General features: G+C 30.8%; 14 protein-coding genes. 10 read left to right on the top strand and 4 right to left on the bottom strand.

All coding sequences use genetic code 11. The features are described from left to right. The first annotated feature begins 76 nt into the window (after window positions 1-76). The gene (locus T473_RS0114315; protein WP_024622507.1) at window positions 77-1,762 is read left to right on the top strand and encodes a S8 family peptidase; all 1,686 of its coding nucleotides are present in this window, start codon (window positions 77-79) and stop codon (window positions 1,760-1,762) included. A gap of 9 nt (window positions 1,763-1,771) precedes the next feature. After that, window positions 1,772-3,445, top strand: a complete 1,674-nt coding sequence (gene cspC / locus T473_RS0114310; protein WP_024622506.1) for a bile acid germinant receptor pseudoprotease CspC — start codon at window positions 1,772-1,774, stop codon at window positions 3,443-3,445. Window positions 3,446-3,584: 139 nt separating this feature from the next. On the opposite strand, the gene T473_RS18925 is transcribed toward cspC, so the two are convergent. After that, window positions 3,585-3,740, bottom strand: coding sequence for a hypothetical protein (locus tag T473_RS18925; protein WP_200865904.1), 156 nt, complete (start codon window positions 3,738-3,740; stop codon window positions 3,585-3,587). 340 nt (window positions 3,741-4,080) lie between these two features. On the opposite strand from T473_RS18925, the gene T473_RS0114300 reads away from it, so the two are divergent. The 4 genes from T473_RS0114300 (at window position 4,081) to T473_RS0114285 (ending at window position 7,033) form a co-directional block, all read left to right on the top strand. Next, window positions 4,081-4,728 (top strand): DsbA family oxidoreductase, encoded by a 648-nt coding sequence (locus T473_RS0114300; RefSeq protein WP_152522320.1) that lies wholly within the window; start codon window positions 4,081-4,083, stop codon window positions 4,726-4,728. A gap of 388 nt (window positions 4,729-5,116) precedes the next feature. Next, window positions 5,117-5,575, top strand: a complete 459-nt coding sequence (locus tag T473_RS0114295) for a hypothetical protein (protein WP_024622504.1) — start codon at window positions 5,117-5,119, stop codon at window positions 5,573-5,575. Between the two features lie 186 nt (window positions 5,576-5,761). Further along, window positions 5,762-6,379: an acetate uptake transporter gene (locus T473_RS0114290; protein ID WP_024622503.1), complete on the top strand. Its 618-nt coding sequence runs from the start codon at window positions 5,762-5,764 to the stop codon at window positions 6,377-6,379. Window positions 6,380-6,583: 204 nt separating this feature from the next. Continuing rightward, window positions 6,584-7,033, top strand: a complete 450-nt coding sequence (locus tag T473_RS0114285) for a GNAT family N-acetyltransferase (RefSeq protein ID WP_024622502.1) — start codon at window positions 6,584-6,586, stop codon at window positions 7,031-7,033. Window positions 7,034-7,510: 477 nt separating this feature from the next. Here T473_RS0114285 and T473_RS0114280 read toward each other — a convergent pair whose 3' ends face one another. Further along, window positions 7,511-9,289, bottom strand: a complete 1,779-nt coding sequence (locus T473_RS0114280) for an ABC transporter ATP-binding protein (protein WP_024622501.1) — start codon at window positions 9,287-9,289, stop codon at window positions 7,511-7,513. Further along, entirely contained in the window at window positions 9,286-11,010 is a 1,725-nt protein-coding gene (locus T473_RS0114275; protein WP_024622500.1) for an ABC transporter ATP-binding protein, read from the bottom strand. Before T473_RS0114275 ends, T473_RS0114280 begins: the two co-directional genes overlap by 4 nt. 397 nt (window positions 11,011-11,407) lie before the next feature. On the opposite strand from T473_RS0114275, the gene T473_RS17455 reads away from it, so the two are divergent. Beyond that, window positions 11,408-12,136 (top strand): MarR family winged helix-turn-helix transcriptional regulator, encoded by a 729-nt coding sequence (locus T473_RS17455; protein ID WP_024622499.1) that lies wholly within the window; start codon window positions 11,408-11,410, stop codon window positions 12,134-12,136. A 47-nt stretch (window positions 12,137-12,183) separates the two neighbouring features. Here T473_RS17455 and T473_RS0114265 read toward each other — a convergent pair whose 3' ends face one another. After that, window positions 12,184-12,528 (bottom strand): winged helix-turn-helix transcriptional regulator, encoded by a 345-nt coding sequence (locus T473_RS0114265; protein WP_024622498.1) that lies wholly within the window; start codon window positions 12,526-12,528, stop codon window positions 12,184-12,186. A 336-nt stretch (window positions 12,529-12,864) separates the two neighbouring features. Between T473_RS0114265 and T473_RS0114260 the strand changes: the two genes are divergently transcribed. The 3 genes from T473_RS0114260 to T473_RS0114250 all read left to right on the top strand — a co-directional run bounded on the left by T473_RS0114260 (window position 12,865) and on the right by T473_RS0114250 (window position 17,526). Continuing rightward, complete coding sequence (locus tag T473_RS0114260) at window positions 12,865-13,500, top strand: NAD(P)-dependent oxidoreductase (RefSeq protein ID WP_024622497.1); 636 nt, start codon at window positions 12,865-12,867, stop codon at window positions 13,498-13,500. 496 nt (window positions 13,501-13,996) lie between these two features. Next, window positions 13,997-16,360 (top strand): HAD-IC family P-type ATPase, encoded by a 2,364-nt coding sequence (locus T473_RS0114255; RefSeq protein WP_024622496.1) that lies wholly within the window; start codon window positions 13,997-13,999, stop codon window positions 16,358-16,360. Window positions 16,361-16,815: 455 nt separating this feature from the next. Next, a complete protein-coding gene (locus T473_RS0114250; RefSeq protein WP_024622495.1) occupies window positions 16,816-17,526 on the top strand; it encodes a LytR/AlgR family response regulator transcription factor in 711 nt (236 codons plus the stop codon). The last annotated feature ends 431 nt before the right edge of the window (window positions 17,527-17,957 follow it).

Below are 17,957 nucleotides of genomic sequence, written 5' to 3'. Positions count from 1 at the left end.
ATATGTATAATATTAATTTCTAAATCTAATTCATATTTTGTATATGTCTTACATAATAGAAAAAAGGAATGATAAAATGGATAGAAATATAAATCAGAGCCTTATGAGGCAAGAGAGTGTTTTGTACGATTTTAATATAACATTTTTTCCAAATTTTTTTAATGAGTATGAGGAGGCTGGATATCAGTATGAATTTATCAGGCTCAGCGACAACTATGGTGTCTTGCGCCTTAATAGTGCAAATTTTATTAGAGGATTAGAAAATATACTGGGAATGAGATCAGTATCTGATGTCAAAAAGACGGTTAGAATGGCTCCACTGTCTAAAGTATCTCAAGGTACATCTAATGGGGTGATTTCAACAGAAGATATAGGTGTTAACTATTTTAAAAATAATCCTAATTTGTCTATAACCGGAAGGGGAGTTATAATTGCAGTTGCAGATAGTGGAATAGACTATTTACATAGAGACTTCATATATCCTGATGGAACTTCTAAAATACTTTATTTATGGGATCAAACTAAGGATGGAAATCCTCCGGAAGGATTTTATTTTGGAGCAGAATATACAAGAGAGGATATTAATAGAGCTATTCAGGACAATGATCCAAGTTTATCACAAGACGAAGAGGGAAGAGGTACGATGCTAAGCGGTATATGTGCGGGTATGGGCAATGTTAATCCAGAATACGCTGGGGTAGCTGAGGATGCTGAGTTAATTATTATAAAGCTTGCAAATATAGATGGACATTACAATGATGCAATGCTACATGCATCATCACAATACGCCTATTTGAGAGCAAGCCAGTTAAGAAGGCCTCTTGTTATTAATATATCTTTGGGTAGCAATAATCTTCTGGGGCTTACAAATATAGATACGACAAGATATTATGATAAAGGATTTTGTGAAGTTGTAGGGGCAGGAGATGAGGGCGATACACAGACACATACATCAGGAAGGATGCAATCTGAAGGAGAAGTAGTAAATGTAGAGTTTGAGCTTACCGAAGATGAAGACGAGTTAACTATAGATCTATGGGTTGAGAATCCAGACCAAATGGATGTTAGAGTATATTCTCCTTCAGGGGAATATACAAGAAATATAGGTGCGTATGCCAGTTATTTGCAAGTTAGTGGCTTATTCGATTTAGAAGGTACTTCGTATACTTTAATATCTTCATATCCCACACCTTTGTCGGGACAACAATATACGCAGATATATTTGAAAAGTGTTAAACGTGGAGTATGGTCGATTAGACTTACTGGTATAACTATAATTAATGGAGGGTATAATTTATACTTGCCAAATAGAGTGTTTATAAAAAGCGGAACGAGGTTTAGAAATTCAAATCCCGATTATACAATTAATTATCCGGGAATCAGAGAAGAAATTATAACTATAGGAGCATATAATTCTTTAAATCGAAGTTTGTGGAATGGATCGTCTAGAGGGCCAACAATTCAAAACTGGTTAAAGCCTGACATTATTGCCCCCGGTGTAAATATAATTGCGCCATATCCTAATAATACTTATGGAACTATAACAGGAACGGGAGCAGCAGCAGCCAACGTATCAGGTGGGGCTGCAATGTACTTTCAATATACTCTTGTTGATGGATTGTATTTAAAACAAGCATATTCATCTAATTTAAAAACATTTTTAAAATTAGGAGCTAGTCAAAATCAAAATATAGAATACCCAAATAATAGTTATGGATACGGTGTATTAGATATAAGAAAGATGTTTGATGTTTTTAGATAGGAGGTAAATATGGAAAAATCTTATTATATAGTATATCAAGATGATCTAGATTCTGCTCTTAGGGCGAGAGGCTTAAATAATTTTATTATATTAAATGAAAGATTAGCTGTTTTATATACACCAGTAGACTTTAAATCACAAACCTTAAACGATATATATGAAGTATCTTGGTATAGTGAGACGATACCAATGAGTTCGATGATAGAAATATCAGATAATCACACTTTGGGAGATAGCGCTAGAGAAGTTTCACAGGTAGATTATATTTATAATAATGTCTACAATGACATAACAGGCGACGGTGTACTAATTGCAATTATAGACTCAGGTGTAGACTATTTGCATCCAGATCTAATAAGAAATGATGGATCTAGCAAGATAATAAGTTTATGGGATCAGGAGGGTATCATAAATCCTCCGCCTGAAGGATATCTATTTGGAAGCGAGTTTACAAGAGATGAATTAAATGCAGCTATTGCGAGAAATGATGGAAGTTTAAGTAGAGATAATGTGGGAACAGGTACAATGGCTGCTGGTATTACTGTGGGAGAAGGAAGGGTAAATACTAATATTAAAGGAATATCAGAAGGGGCTGATTTGATTGTAGTTAAATTAAGAACATATCCTGGAAAGTATTATGTAGAAAAGCAAAACTACACCGCAACAGATTTTCTAGCTGCATTTTCATATGTTATAAACGTTGCAATTAAAGAAGAGAAATCATTAATAATAAATTTAACACTTGGTTTAAGATCTTCATTTGGACTTATGTCACTACTCAATACATTTAAAGAATTACAATATCCAGGAATTGTTGTAGTAAGTGGAGCAGGAGATCAAAGAAATACATATATACATTATTCTGGTAAATTTACAAATCAATCAGATGTAAATGATATTACTATAAAATTTGGAGAGGGAGAAAATTTAGATATCTATCTAGAGGGAGAAGATTTAGATAGGGTAAATGCAACTGTTATTTCTCCATCTGGAGAAGTTAGCTATACTGCATACTATGCACCGGATTACTATGAATACATTGGAAGTTTTAATTTAGAAAACACAACATATGTAGTTAGATACTTTTACCCGTGGATATCAACAGGATCCGAGCTTCTCGAAATAAATCTAACGAATATGAAACCGGGAGCATGGACTCTAAGGGTTAGACCAGATATATATGTAAATGGAGAGTACCATGTTTATCTTCCTAATAAGAATCTTTTAGATATAGAGGATGGATTTATTGATTCAGATTCATTTTCTACCACAACTATTTATGGTAGTGGGATTAAGACAATTACTGTAGGAGCCTATGATAGTAGGTATGATGGAATATGGATAGGATCATCAAAAGGCCCAGTAAAAATAGCAGGAGTGAAACCAGATATAGTGGCACCTGGTGTAAATATTACTTCAACTTATGGTAATGATAGTTATAGAGTAGGTACTGGAACAGGTGTAAGTAGCTCGGTTGTTTCAGGAATGTTAACATTAATTATGGAATATATTAAAAAACAGAGCAGTATGCCAAAAATGTTACTATTACCTGAAACATTAAATACATATTTAAGGCTGGGAGCGACAAGAAAGAATGATCTCTACAAATATCCAAATAGTTCTCTAGGTTATGGAGTAGTCAATTTTAAAACAACAATTCAAAAAATTTCAGATAATTTATAAGGAAAAAAGTTTATTATATACGTCCACTTGATCTGTAGAATTATTGAATCAAGGAATTGCTAACAAAAAATATAAAATGTGTGCCTTTTTGTACTATTATATATAAAAAGACACACATTTTTTTATTTGCATTAAATTTTTAGTTATGTTTGTTTACGCTGCTGGATAAGTTTTTTTCCCAAGCGATAATAACGAGATCTTTTCCTGTTTCATCTTTTATTAGTTTCTCAGCTTTTTTTATTGCACTTTCTTCTGGATTTCCTAGCTTTGCTATTTCATATAAATTATTTTGCATGATAAGCCTCCTAAATTTATGCCTTATTTTTATTATTCGTTTGTTTTGGGATATATATATCTAGAAAAAAATAGAAATATAGTAAGTTTGGATTATTTTTAATAAAATATATTTAGAGCAGTTAGTTTGGGTATCAATATAAATAAGTGACTTTAATGATAGCAAACCGATCATATGATATATTATTATCATATACTGTTTATAGGTGTTTTATTTAATGAAGTAAGAATAGTTTTATAAGTTGATATTTAGAACGTTTGAGATGATTTATTTAGTTAAAAATTATTTTAAGTTTAAATGTAAATTTTAAAAAAATTTTAAAAAGGATGAGGTATTTAAAATGAAAAAAATAACTATAGAGTTTTTCCACGATGTTATTTGTAGCTATTGCTTTCCAATGTCATATAAAATGAGAAGACTAGCTAAAGAGAATCCCGATATAGAGATTATCCATAGATCGTTTGCTCTAGTAAACAGTATGGAAGATTTTAAATTGATGTTTGGATCAAGAGAGGCAGCTAAAGGAGAGATAGTACCTCATTGGGAACACGCCAATCAAGTAGATGAGTTACATCGTTTTAATATTGAAGGTATGCTAAAGCAAGATTTTCCTTTTCCAATTTCAATGCCAGCATTGTACGCTGTAAAAGCTGCTGGGATTCTCGGTGGTCAGCTAGCATATTGGGATATGTTTGATAATCTACAACATGCCTTCTTTGTTGAAAGTAAAAATGTTGAAGAAAATGAAGTAATATATGAATGTGTTAAAAAAGCAGGATTGAATTTCGATGAATGGAAAAACTCATACGACTCTGATCAGGTTAAAGGTGATGTGGAAGAAGATTTTAAACTTGTTCATAAATATGGAATAGATGTTGTTCCTACTCTTATTATAAATGGTAAATACAAGATATCGGGTGCACAACCTTACGACGATCTTTTAAAAGCGATTAATAAAATAACGGATGAAGGAAAGAGTATGAATTAAAAATATAAATTAACGGATTAAATAAGCAAAGATTAAGAACATAAATTAACAAGTGAAGCAAAAATATAAATTAAAAATATAAATTATCAGATGAAACAAATAGTGCTAATTAATAGTTTGATTCAGGAGATTTCAAACGTTTAGAAATCTCCTTTTTAAAGTTTTATTGAGAACCTTGGATGGCGGCAGTTATAAGCTCGCGGACATTAAGGTGATTGGACAGATAGAGAAAGTTTAAAACCTATTATTGATATGGCGAAATAGAATTCATTATACTACAATATCGATAAACTTACTTTTCAGTGCATGAAATGAGAGGTATGTCGATTTACAGCATGATATAATAATTAAAATAGATATATTAAACTAAATTAATTGGAGGAATATTATAGTGCATTTAGTATATTGTGATGATAAAGAAAAGGTATTGGAAAAAATATTGGCTGGAGAAAAAACAATGGTAGTAAGAGGAGCAGCTGGCAGAAAGATACCACATAGCAGAGTATTTGAAGGAGAGACACTTTATTTTATGAAGAAAGGTACAGCAAAGATATCTGCTAGTGCAACTGTGTCAAATGTACAAAACTATGTAAAATTAACAGGCGAAGAAATAGTTAAAACTCTTGAAGATAATCTGGACAAGCTAAACTTATCTGAAAAGCAAAAGACTCGTTGGCATAAAAAATGCTTGTGTCTTGTTGAATTTGAGGGACTAAATGAAATTGATCCACTAGATTTTGATCATCAAGGCAATATGGATGATTGGTTGATAGTAGAAAAAATTGAAAATGTAGTAGTAGGTACAAGTATACCGTTTAATTATGAAAAATCAAAATTAAAAAAGTAAATAGAATAAATACAGCCCTAGCGTTAAATACTGAATTACTAGGGCTTTTTTGAGTTGAATTATTTTATAAATTACTAAAAATGTATAAAAACTATTGAATTGATTGAAAATTCTTGAGTTAAGCAACTATTTATGTTAATGTTTATAAAGGGAAAAATAAAATATAAATTTAGGAGGTATTTTTTTATGAGTGTTCACTCGACAGAGAATTCACAGAATGTGACAGTGAGTGTAGCAGATCCTTCAGCAATAGGGCTTTTTGGATTAGCAATGGTGACTTTAGTAGCTTCAAGTCAAAAATTAGGTATTACATCAGATCTTTCTTATGTTTTACCAGTAGCAATCTTTTTAGGTGGTTTAGCGCAGATATACGCATCTATAAATGATGCGAAATTAAATAATACATTTGGTAGTACAGCATTTGGAGCGTACGGATTTTTCTGGTTGGTAGTTGCATCTTGTTGGTTAATAAACTACGGCGTATTCGGTGCGATTTTACAACAAGCAGTTGATGTAAATCAATTAGGATTTATTTATTTTGGGTATCTTATATTTACTTTATTTATGACATATGGAGCGGCTGGAACTCACAAAGTGCTATTTTCAATATTTGTTTTGATTGACTTTCTTTTCTTAGGGCTTTCAATGAGTACTTTTGGAATAGCTCCAGAATTTGGTCACAGTCTTGCAGCTTACTCGGAATTATTAATAGCCCTTTTATCTTTCTATGGATCGGGTGCTTCAGTTTTAAATACACACTACAAGAGAGTAGTTCTTCCAGTTGGGAAAGCTCTTATTAAGTAGGACTAGCAATTATAACTTTATTATATTAAGCCAGTACATATTGAGTGTACTGGCTTTTTAGTTTGAAAAATCCAATATCTCGGAAATTTGTTAAAAGTCTAATACAATGATATAATTAATTTAGTTAGAATAAAGTGATAAGATATTGCTAAAACTAGGATTAAAGCATTTAAAAACAAGTGACATAAGGAAGGGAGAATGGCTATGTTATCGATCAGAGAGATGGAGCTAAGTGACAAAAAAGAAGTTATGGATATGGTAGATGAATTTTACAACAGTGATGCAGTTCTTAACAAGGTAGACATGAGTATACTTGAGCGTTCTTTTATGGATGCAGCTGGAGATGAGCCTTCAGTATGTGGGGCTGTTTTATGTGAAGGTGATGATGTTGTAGGATTTGCATATATGGCTATAACTTATTCATGTGAAGCGGGTGGAAAAACTATCATATTGGAGGAACTTTACCTAAAAGATCAATGTAGGGGAAAAGGCTATGGAAAGAAATTCTTCAACTGGATGTTTGAATCATTCCCTGAAGTTGTACGTTTCCGTTTAGAAGTTACAGGTGAAAATGAAGGTGCAAGTGCTCTTTATAGGGGACTTGGATTTGAGGACTTGGATTATAATCAAATGATATTTGATAGAAATATGTAGATAGAAGAATGATTATTTTTAACATATTTAATATAAAAATGATGAATTCTGCGTGTAGATAGTTTTTATGTCTATACATAGGGTTCTTTTTTATTAATAGCATGGTGGAGAGAAAATCAGCTGTATAGATGCTACTTTCGATTTTTGGCAGGAGACTTTTAAATTTTTTAAGAAGTGGGCGTTTATATAAATTACATATAAAAGGCATGCTATTAGTAATATATATATATGTGAAATTTCATTAATAAGGAAATTTATTGATGATATTCGTGAAACAGGGTTGATTAATGGTATAAAGTAGGGGAAAGTGACGTAAGTTTTTAGACTATTGACTCTTAATAAATGAAGTGCAGTAAAGGAACGATTTTTCATCTATAGATCTAGAATTAGCAGAATTAGCTTAATCTATAGTTATGGAAAAACCGTTCCTTTTAATGTTTAAATAAGTATGAAATTTTACTAATATAATCTTGTGGATTACATTGCTTTCTGTGAAAACTGGCTATTGTATATATCTGCATATTCACCACCAAGATCGATCAATGTATCATGGCTTCCGGTCTCTACAATATCTCCTTTATTCATAACAAGAATTCTGTCAGCATCGTAAATAGTAGAAAGGCGATGGGCTACTACAAAGCTTGTTCTGCCGCTCATCAACTTACGCATAGCTTTTTGAATTATTAATTCAGTACGGCTGTCTACATTTGATGTCGCTTCATCCAAAATCAATATATCTGGATTGGACACAAAAGCTCTGGCAATAGTAACAAGCTGTTTTTGACCTTGAGAAATATTGCTTGCTTCTTCAACTAAAACAGTTTGATAGCCATTTGGAAGCTTCTGAATAAAATCATCTGCATAAGCAGCTTTTGAGGCTGCATAAATTTCTTCTTTTGTAGCATTTTCATTTCCATATAGGATATTGTCATAGATTGTACCAGAGAACAGCCATGTATCTTGTAAAACCATCCCAAGTTTACTTCTAAGTTCTTTTGAACTTAAATTTCTGATATCCATACCGTCTATTCTGATATTTCCATCCTTTATATCGTAGAAGCGTTCAAGCAAATTAATTAATGTTGATTTACCAGCACCAGTATGACCTACGATAGCTATCATTTCACCTGAGTCTATTGACATATTGAAATCCTTAATAAGTGGCGTATCGTTGTATCTAAACTCGACATTGTCAAATGCAATTTTAGCTTCTTCATGAGGTTTATTCTCAAAAGACACATTGTATTCAGTAGACTCATCTTCATCTAGTACTTTAAATACACGCTCTGCTGATGCAACAGCTGAAAGCAGATTGTTCCAGATATGCGAGAAGTGTGATAGAGGATCAGCAAACTGCTTTGAATATTGAAGGAATGCCTGCATATCCCCAATTAAAATTGATCCAGACACTACACTTAAACAAGAAAATACAGCTAAAAGTACGTATACACTATTTTCGACAAGGATCATACTCGGCATCATACTTCCACCTAAGAATTTAGCTTTCCATCCTGAGTTATACATTTTGTCGTTAGTTTCATCGAATTTTTTTAATAACTTATCCTGTTGATTGAAGCTCTTCACTACCGAGAAGCCTTGATAAGTTTCTTCGATCTGATCATTTAATTGTCCCTGTAGATTGAAATATTCTTTATTGTTTTTCTGTGTTGCAGGTGTAAAAATTTTTACAACAATTAAACTGCCTGGAATCATTATGCACGCAAGTAAAGTTAATTTCCAACTAATTATCAACATAAAACTTATTACACCTACAGCTAATATAATATTTGAAATAAGTGATGATAATCCTGACTGTAAAGTATTTACAATATTTTCAAGGTCGTTAATGGCAATTGATAGTAAATTTCCATTTGAATGTTTATCAAAGTAATTTATAGGAAGTTTATTCATTTTTGCTTTTAACTCTTTACGCAAGTTGTAGGTTATGCGTTGTGATACTACAAGCATCATCCTCTCTTGTAAAAAAGTAGTAAAAAATACACCTACATATAAACATCCGATTATAAACATAAGTCTTCCTAGATGGGAAAAGTCAATTCCACTTTTACTAGTGGATCCATTAAAAATAAGTGTAGTAGCATTACCCAATATTTTAGGGCTAATGACCTGCATCAAAGTACCGATAATTGCACACAGTATTGTAAGTACAACCAGTATACGACTCTGCTTTACATAACCCAACAACCTTTTAATAATAACCCAGTTAGAAGAGTTAGTGTTTTCTAAATTCTTCATATGGCAACCTCCTCATCATACACCTGCGAAGCTAAAATTTCTTGGTAAACAGGATTAGATTTTTTTAATGACTTATGTGTACCAATTCCTGTTACTTTACCTTTATCCAAGACTACAATAATATCGGCATCTACAATTGTATTGACTCTCTGAGCCACAATAATTTTGATTTTATCAGCTAAGAATGTATTAAGTGATTTTCTAATAAAAGCATCAGTTTTGAAGTCGAGTGCGGAGAATGAATCGTCGAAAATATAGAATTCTGAATTTTTTAAGATGGTTCTAGCTATACATAAACGTTGCTTTTGTCCACCGGAGAAATTTCCTCCAGATTTTTCAACAGGACTATCCAATCCATTTTCTAGATTCTTTACAAATTCACTTGCACATGCAATATCTAGTGCATTCCAGATTTCATCATCAGTAGCATCAGATTTTGCTAAAAGCATATTTGAACGTATAGTGCCAAAAAACAGAGTTGATTTCTGTGGCGAAAAACTTATCGCCTCGTTTAATTCATGTTTTGATATTGAACGAACATCTTTTTTATTTATACAAATGTTTCCATTGTCGACATCGTATAAACGGGTTACTAGATTTAATAAAGTTGATTTACCATCACCAGTGCCTCCAACGATAGCAAGTGTTTGGCCAGGTTTAACTCTAAAGCTAATGTCAGAAAGAGTATATTTAGTAGAATCAGGGTAGTGGAAATCTACATTTTCAAATGTTAGATCCCCTTTTAGATTTATATTTTTCTCAAAAACTTTGATTTCTTCAATAGATAACTTGGTATCTAAGACTTCGTTAATTCTTTTAGCAGAAGCTAGACCACGAGGTATTGCGACTATTACTTGTGTTAGAATCATAAATCCTAATAAAATTTCCGCCGAATATGAGATTACAGCAATAAGAGTTCCTATTTCAATTGAGCCAGAACTTATATCGTGACCTCCTATCCAAATGATAGCTATCATAGTAAAATTCATAGCGATAGTTATTAGAGGTATGAATACGCTCATAATTGTTCCTGCTTTAATAGAAGTTTTTGTATAATCTGCATTAACATTTTGGTATTTATCAAATTCCCATTTTTCCTTATTAAATGCACGTATTATCTTTACACCAGATAAACCTTCTTTAAAAATTAGGTTAAGATGATCTAAGTTTTTCTGCATTTTCATGTAGAGTGGACTAGCAAATTTATTGATAATTACAGCGGCGATAAACATTAAAGGAATAACTGCTACAAATGCTAATGACAATTTTGGGCTCAATGAGTAAGTCATTGCAATTCCTCCAATTAAATATAGAGGTGACATTATTAGAAATTTCAAGCTCATTTCCACAAGGTTCTGAACTTGGTTGACATCGTTAGTGTTTCTAGTAATTAATGATGAAGATCCAAATTTATCAAACTCAACTTTTGAAAATGACAATACTTTTCGGTAAATATCATTACGCAATTCATTTCCTAACTTATATGAAATTTTTGCAGAAAAAAGAGTATTACCTAATGCAGAAACTAAGCTGATAAGTGTAATTCCAAACATAAAAGCTCCTTGTTTATATATATAGCTAATATTTCCAACGATAACTCCTTTGTCTACTATACTTGCAATTACATACGGTAGATATAAATTGCAAAAAATCTGTAACAGCAAGAAAATAACTGACAGCATAACTGCTATTACAGGTAATCGTTTTAAAATCCTATTCATAAAATTCAACCCTTTCAAAATTAATAAGGTACCTTTAATAATATAATCATAAAGGTACCTTATTAAAAAGTCAAGGAGTTTTTTTATAGTTTAATTTTTCGTGGTTTAATATAATAAAGAAGGTTAAAATTCGGAAAAATACTTATAAACATGTGAATTACCAATGATTTAAGTATTGATGAAATCTGTTTATAGAATTTTACTTAAAATATCTTTATTATAAAAATATTACAAATATCTTTATTGACATTTTGTAAAGGTGCCTTTATACTTAAAGTTAACAAGGTACCTTTATAAAATAGGTATACGAGATAGTGATTAAACTATAATTTAATTAGATAGTATTTTATAACTATAAAACTAAATTAAAATAAAAGAATATATGGAGGTTAAAACTATGTACGAAGATGAAACTAATAACTTTGAAGAACAGAATTTAATCGAGAAAATTTTACGTTTAGAATATTTACTACATAGGCATTTTGATAAAAAGCGTCGCAATTTTGGGCCTTTTGGGAATCCTCATCGAGGACAGGGAAGAGTTCTAGGTTTACTTAAAATTCAACCGGTAATTACTCAAAAAGAGCTATCTTTCTTATTGGATATGAGACCACAGTCATTAGGAGAGTTGTTATCTAAACTAGAGAAAAATGGTTATATTACTAGAGAGCCATCAGATAAAGATCGTCGTATAATGGAGATCAAATTAACAGAGGCAGGCTTAATTGCTGCAAATGCTATTGAAAATAGTGAAAAACACGATACAATATTTGATTCATTAACTGAAGAAGAAACAAATCAGTTTGATTTTATTATAACTAAGTTATTAACTGAACTTGAAAAGGAAATGACAGATGGTGCTGATTTCCCACACCATAATCCATTTGATGCAAGCCATGTTCACCATCATGAACACAATGATCGAGATCACCATGCGAGAGGTCCAGAGTTTGGAGGGTTTCATGGACATGATGATAGACATATGCAAGGCGATTTTGCTGGAAGAGGACCATTCCCAGGAGGTTACCATGGGAAAGAGGGTGATTTCTTTAAAGGGTTTGGTAGAAAGGAACCTAAAGTATCGAAAGAATCTAAAGAGCCCACAGAATCTAAGGCAGAGAAATAGGGTAAAATTAAGGAAATTTAAAACTGTATTAAAGAGCACAAGTTTTATTAAACTTGTGCTCTTTTTATAATTTTAGAGTTGTTTTTATAAGTAGTTCCCCAATCAGACATTACATCTAAGATAGGTTTAAGACTGTATCCGACTTCTGTAAGAGTGTATTCAACTCTTGGTGGGACTTCTGCATATACTTTACGTGTTAAAAGTGAGTTTTCTTCCATTGCTCTTAAGTTAGAAGTAAGTACCTTCTGTGTTATGCTGCCTACAGATTTTTTTAGTTCTCCGAATCTTTTAGTTCCGTCCATCAAATCTCTTAATATTATGACCTTCCATCTATCTCCAATTAGCTGAAGTGTAACCTCAACAGGACATGCGGGCAAATTATTTTCTACCATATCGACACCTCCTAAAATTTTATTATATATATTCGTAATTTATCTACATTATATTTACTTTATTAATTTTGCTTATCTAGTTTGTAAATTCAATTAGCCTTTACAGATTGATTATAATACTTTTATCATTAATTTACAAATAAAATTGAATATACCATAAAAATATTAGTTATAAATAATTGAAAATACATAATAGTATCCAAAAAGATACTATAGCACTTTAAAGTGCTTACTTTACTAAAGATACTAAAACTTTTAAACTTAGATTAAGCAATTAAAATAATAACAAAATATTAGGATATAAAACTATAAACTAAATTTCGGGAGGAAAAGATTATGAAGATAGCAGTTATAGGAGCAACAGGAAAACAAGGGAGTTTACTATTAGAAGAATCAATAAAGAGGGGCCATGACACAACTGCGATAGTAAGAAAAGACAACGGAAATATAAATAATAAAGCGGAGGTAATTGTAAAAGATATATTGGATATAAACTACAGCGATCTTAAAGAGTTCGATGCAATTGTAGATGCACTAGGATTTTGGACTGAGGAAACACTACCACTTCACTATACATCATTAAAGCACTTTGCAGATGTACTTAGTGGAAATGAAAATCGTCTATTAGTTGTAGGTGGAGCAGGAAGTCTGTATGTCGATAAAGAACTTAAAACTAGACTGATGGATACTCCGGATTTCCCGGATGACTATATGCCAATCGCGGTAAATATGGGGAAAGCATTTGACGAAATAAAAACTAGAAATGATGTAAAATGGACATATTTAAGTCCAGCAGCTAATTTTGTTGTAGATGGAATTCGTACTGGAAGCTACAAAATTGGAGGAAATACTCTTACATTAAATAGCAATGGTAAAAGCGAAATAAGCTATGCTGATTTTGCTGTAGCGATGATTGATGAGGCAGAAAACGCAAAACATATACAAGAGCGTTTCTCAGTAGTTTCTAAGTAAGTTGAATATTGTACATTCAACTTAAGGGTTGATTATATAGTAAATTATTTAGACCAACTATAAACAGAGAAGATAAATAGCAACAAAACATAAAACAACAAAACAACAAAACAACAAAACAACAAAACAACAAAACAACAAAACAACAAAACAACAAAACAACAAAACAACAAAACAACAAAACAACTAAACAACTAAATATATACAAATATAAGGGAGTATTCACAATATGACTAAAGTCGTTGTGAACTCCCTCTATTTTATTGTTATAAATTATTGTTTAAAATTTAATTTATATTATTATCAAAATTATACTTAAAGATACCGAGAATTTATTAAAAATACTAAAGATTTGATTAATTTTTGATCAGTATATGTCTAAATATGATATTATGTAAAATAAATAAAAACAAAAAATATAATAACTATATAAAAAAAGCATATTTTGGAATATTAATAATTAGAAAGTAATTTAGGTAGAAGGGAAGACTAAAACATGAATCAAAATATCAATGGATTGACAAGCGCTGAAGTTGAAGAAAGAATTAAGCGTGGAGAAAGCAATCTACCTATAAAGCCATTAACTAGAAGCTATAAAAGAATATTTACAGAAAATATATGTACATTATTTAATCTTATAAATATAGTAATAGCTGCTTTTATTATATATACAGGAAGTTATAAGAATCTATTGTTTCTAGGAGTAATAGTATCGAATATATCTTTAGGTATAATCCAAGAAATAAGGGCGAAAAAAAGCGTAGATAAATTATCCTTATTAAACCAAGCAAAAGCTAGTGTAGTAAGAAGTGGTGATGAAATAAAAATAAATCAACAAGATTTGGTTAAAGATGATGTAATACTGGTTCGTAGAGGAGATCAACTTTGTGTTGATGGAACCGTTATCGAAACAAATGGACTTGAAGTAGATGAGTCTCAATTGACAGGAGAATCGGGTCCTGTTTATAGATATGTAGATTCTGATGTTATGTCGGGAAGTTTTGTCATAAGCGGGTCTGCTTATATAAAAGTAACTAATGTTGGAAAGCAGAGCTATGCTTCAAAGATTGCGATGGAAGCTAAAAAATCAAAGGATATAAATAGTGAGCTTATAAGAACTCTGAAAAAAATAATAAAAATGCTTACATTTGCCATAATTCCAATCGGAATACTGCTTTTTGTATCAAAACTTTCAACTGGTATAGATAAAACCCAGGCAATATTGGGAACTGCTGCGGCAGTAATAGGTATGATTCCAGAGGGATTGATTCTTATTACCTCTATTGCTTTAGCGGTAGGTGTAATTAACCTAACGAGAAAAAAAGTCCTTGTCAAAACAATGGGATCGATAGAAAATTTGGCTCGTGTTGACATGTTATGCCTAGATAAAACTGGGACTATCACTGATGGTAAAATAAAAGTATTAGATATTGTTTCATTTTCTGATAACGATGATGAAGATCTTGAAAAAGCTATATCAACTTTAGTTTTTACCCTTGATGATGATAATGCCACTAGTCTCGCTTTAAAATCAGTTTTAGCAAAACCTAATGACTGGACGACTATATATAAAGTTCCGTTTTCTTCTGAGAGAAAGTGGAGTGGGGTTACTTTTGAATCTCAAGGGAGTTATGTAATGGGAGCTCCTGAATATATCTTTAGAAGTATACCAAAGGAAATACAGGATAGAATTGACAGGTCAACTGGTAGAGGTGAGAGAGTTTTAGCATTTGCTTATTCAGAAAATTATATTAGCGATAATGAACTCCCTGAAGATTTAAAATTATTAGGAATAGCGATGATGGAGGATACAATTAGACCTGAAGCAAAAGCGACTCTTAACTATTTTAAAGATCAAGGAGTATCAGTGAGAATTATTTCAGGTGATAATGCAAAAACTGTATCACAAATTGCCAGTAGAGCAGGTGTTGATGGTGCACAACAGTATATAGATATGAGTAATGTTTCGGACGATGAGGATTTAATTAAATTCACTGAGATGTATAAGGTTTTTGGACGAGTAAGTCCAGAGCAAAAGAAAAGGTTAATAAAAGCATTTAAAGATCAAGGATATACAGTAGGAATGACTGGAGATGGAGTAAATGATATTCTAGCATTAAAAGAAGCAAATTGTAGTATTGCTATGGCAGAAGGTAGTGATGCGGCAAAGGGAGTATCTGATTTCGTATTACTAGATTCAAACTTCGATTCTATGGTAGGCGTAGTGATGGAGGGAAGAAGAGTTGTAAACAATATACAGCAAGTTGCATCGCAGTATTTAATGAAAACTGTGTATTCAACGATACTAGCGACTTTATTTATATTTATAAACTCAGCGTATCCATTTCATCCTATACAACTTATGCCAATTACAGCACTCGGTGTAGGGATCCCCTCATTTTTCTTAGCTTTACGACCAAACTACTCACAAATAAAGGATGGTTTTTTAGTGAACGTACTGACTCCTGCATTTTCATCTGGAATATCAGTGGTTGTATATATACTCACGATAATGATTCTAGGGAGTATTTTGGGTCTCAGTTTCGGAATGAAATCAACCCTATGTGTTGTACTGACAGGTGCTGTGTGCTTTACATCTCTAGTTAGAGTTTCTAAACCTATTAATAAAAAAATTGCTACTATGTTAGTGATTTTGATAAGTACTTTTATTGTATTAATTGTATTTTTTAGAGGTATATTTTCTCTTGAAAATGTATTAAGTATGAGGATGTTGATGATATCTATTCCTTTATTACTATCGGTTATCCCGGTGTATAACTTTATTAGAATGTTGATTACATTTGTAACTAAGAGATACATCGCTATCAAGTATAAACTTAAATATAAAGTGAATATGTAAATGAATATATTATAGATGCTTATTTTTTCATCAATATGTTATAAAAATGAACACTTTATAATCGGGTTTGTTGCTCCATATTTAAACTCCAATTTCTTTTGAGGGGGAGGAAGTCTATGGAGGATTTTATTTTAATGTAACTAGCGTACAATGCTAGTTATCTTTTCACTATAAATATATTATTAAGTCTTTTAAATAAGGTACTTGATAATTGTATAGCTAGAAAAGATAAAGTACATAAAATAAAGATGCAACGAACTGTATAATTCTTTACCTTATTTTCTCTATCACAAACGCCATTCAATTTATAATATTGTCTATTTTATTTCAAATATTATAACGAAAAATCTGCCTAATAATTTTTAACAAAAAATGTAAATTTATGCTAAACTATAGATGTATTACAATGATATGGTTTATATTGGATAAAAAGTTAAAGTGCAAGGGGGTTTGGCATGATATCTATTGTAATTTGTGAAGATGATGAAATTCATAGGAAGATTTTGTGTACATATATAAGTAAGACTTTAGACAAAAATTCATATAGATTGATTGAATTTTCAAGTGGGGAAGAATTGTTAATGAATTATCCACTTAGTATAAGTATTTTATTATTAGATGTTCAGATGTCAGGGGTAAATGGCCTTGACACAGCAAGAGAAATAAGAAAATTTGATACAAATGTAAACATAATATTTACAACGGGCATTATAGACTTTATACAGCAAGGATATGAAGTAAAAGCTTTTAGATATTTACTAAAGCCAATAAAATATCAAGAATTTTCAAGACATCTTTTAGAATGTATAGAAGAAATTAAGGAGAATAATAGTAATTATTTAGCTTTTAAAGATACTGATTTATGTGAAATTATTAGAATACCAATTAATATTATATTATATATAGAAACTGAATCAAGGTTTATATTGATACACACAGATAATAAGATATATAGAAGTACTAATAGTCTTAATAAGTTAGAAAAACAGTTAATCGAGAGTAAGTTTTACAGATGTCATAGATCATATCTAATTAATCTTAGTAAAGTAAGACGGATAAAAACGAATACAGTCACCATTAGAGATAAAGAGGTACTTGTTAGTAGATATAAAATGAAAAATTTAAAATTAAAACTAACAAAGGAATTAGGAGACATGTTATGTTAGATAGCATTACTATATTTTGGAGTATATTTAATTTTTTAGATATGTTCATATATTTTGTATTGCTTAAAAAATTAATAGACTATTATAATGAAAGAACTACTTCAAAAAAATAAATTACTTAATCTTTTTTATGATAACGGCTGCTAGTCTTATTATTGGATATAAGAACATTTTTATATATATAGTTTTTTTTATCATTTTTTATAAGGTAAATTACAATGCAAATATCTTGAAAATTATTCTTTATGTAGTAGGATATTGGAATTTAATATATAAGTTTATTGAATATATTAGTCTGGAATTAGTTTGTATGGCTAATTATTTAAATATGTATAATAAGGTAAAAGTTATGGATGCAAGTATTGTTTTAATTGAAACTTTCATATTTAAGATTATAATAATTATAGTATTATATTTAATCAATATATACA

Source organism: Clostridioides mangenotii TR (genome assembly GCF_000498755.1).
Lineage (GTDB): Bacteria > Bacillota > Clostridia > Peptostreptococcales > Peptostreptococcaceae > Metaclostridioides > Metaclostridioides mangenotii_A.
Note: the sequence above shows the minus strand (reverse complement) of the source record. Positions and strands in the feature narration are given on the sequence as shown.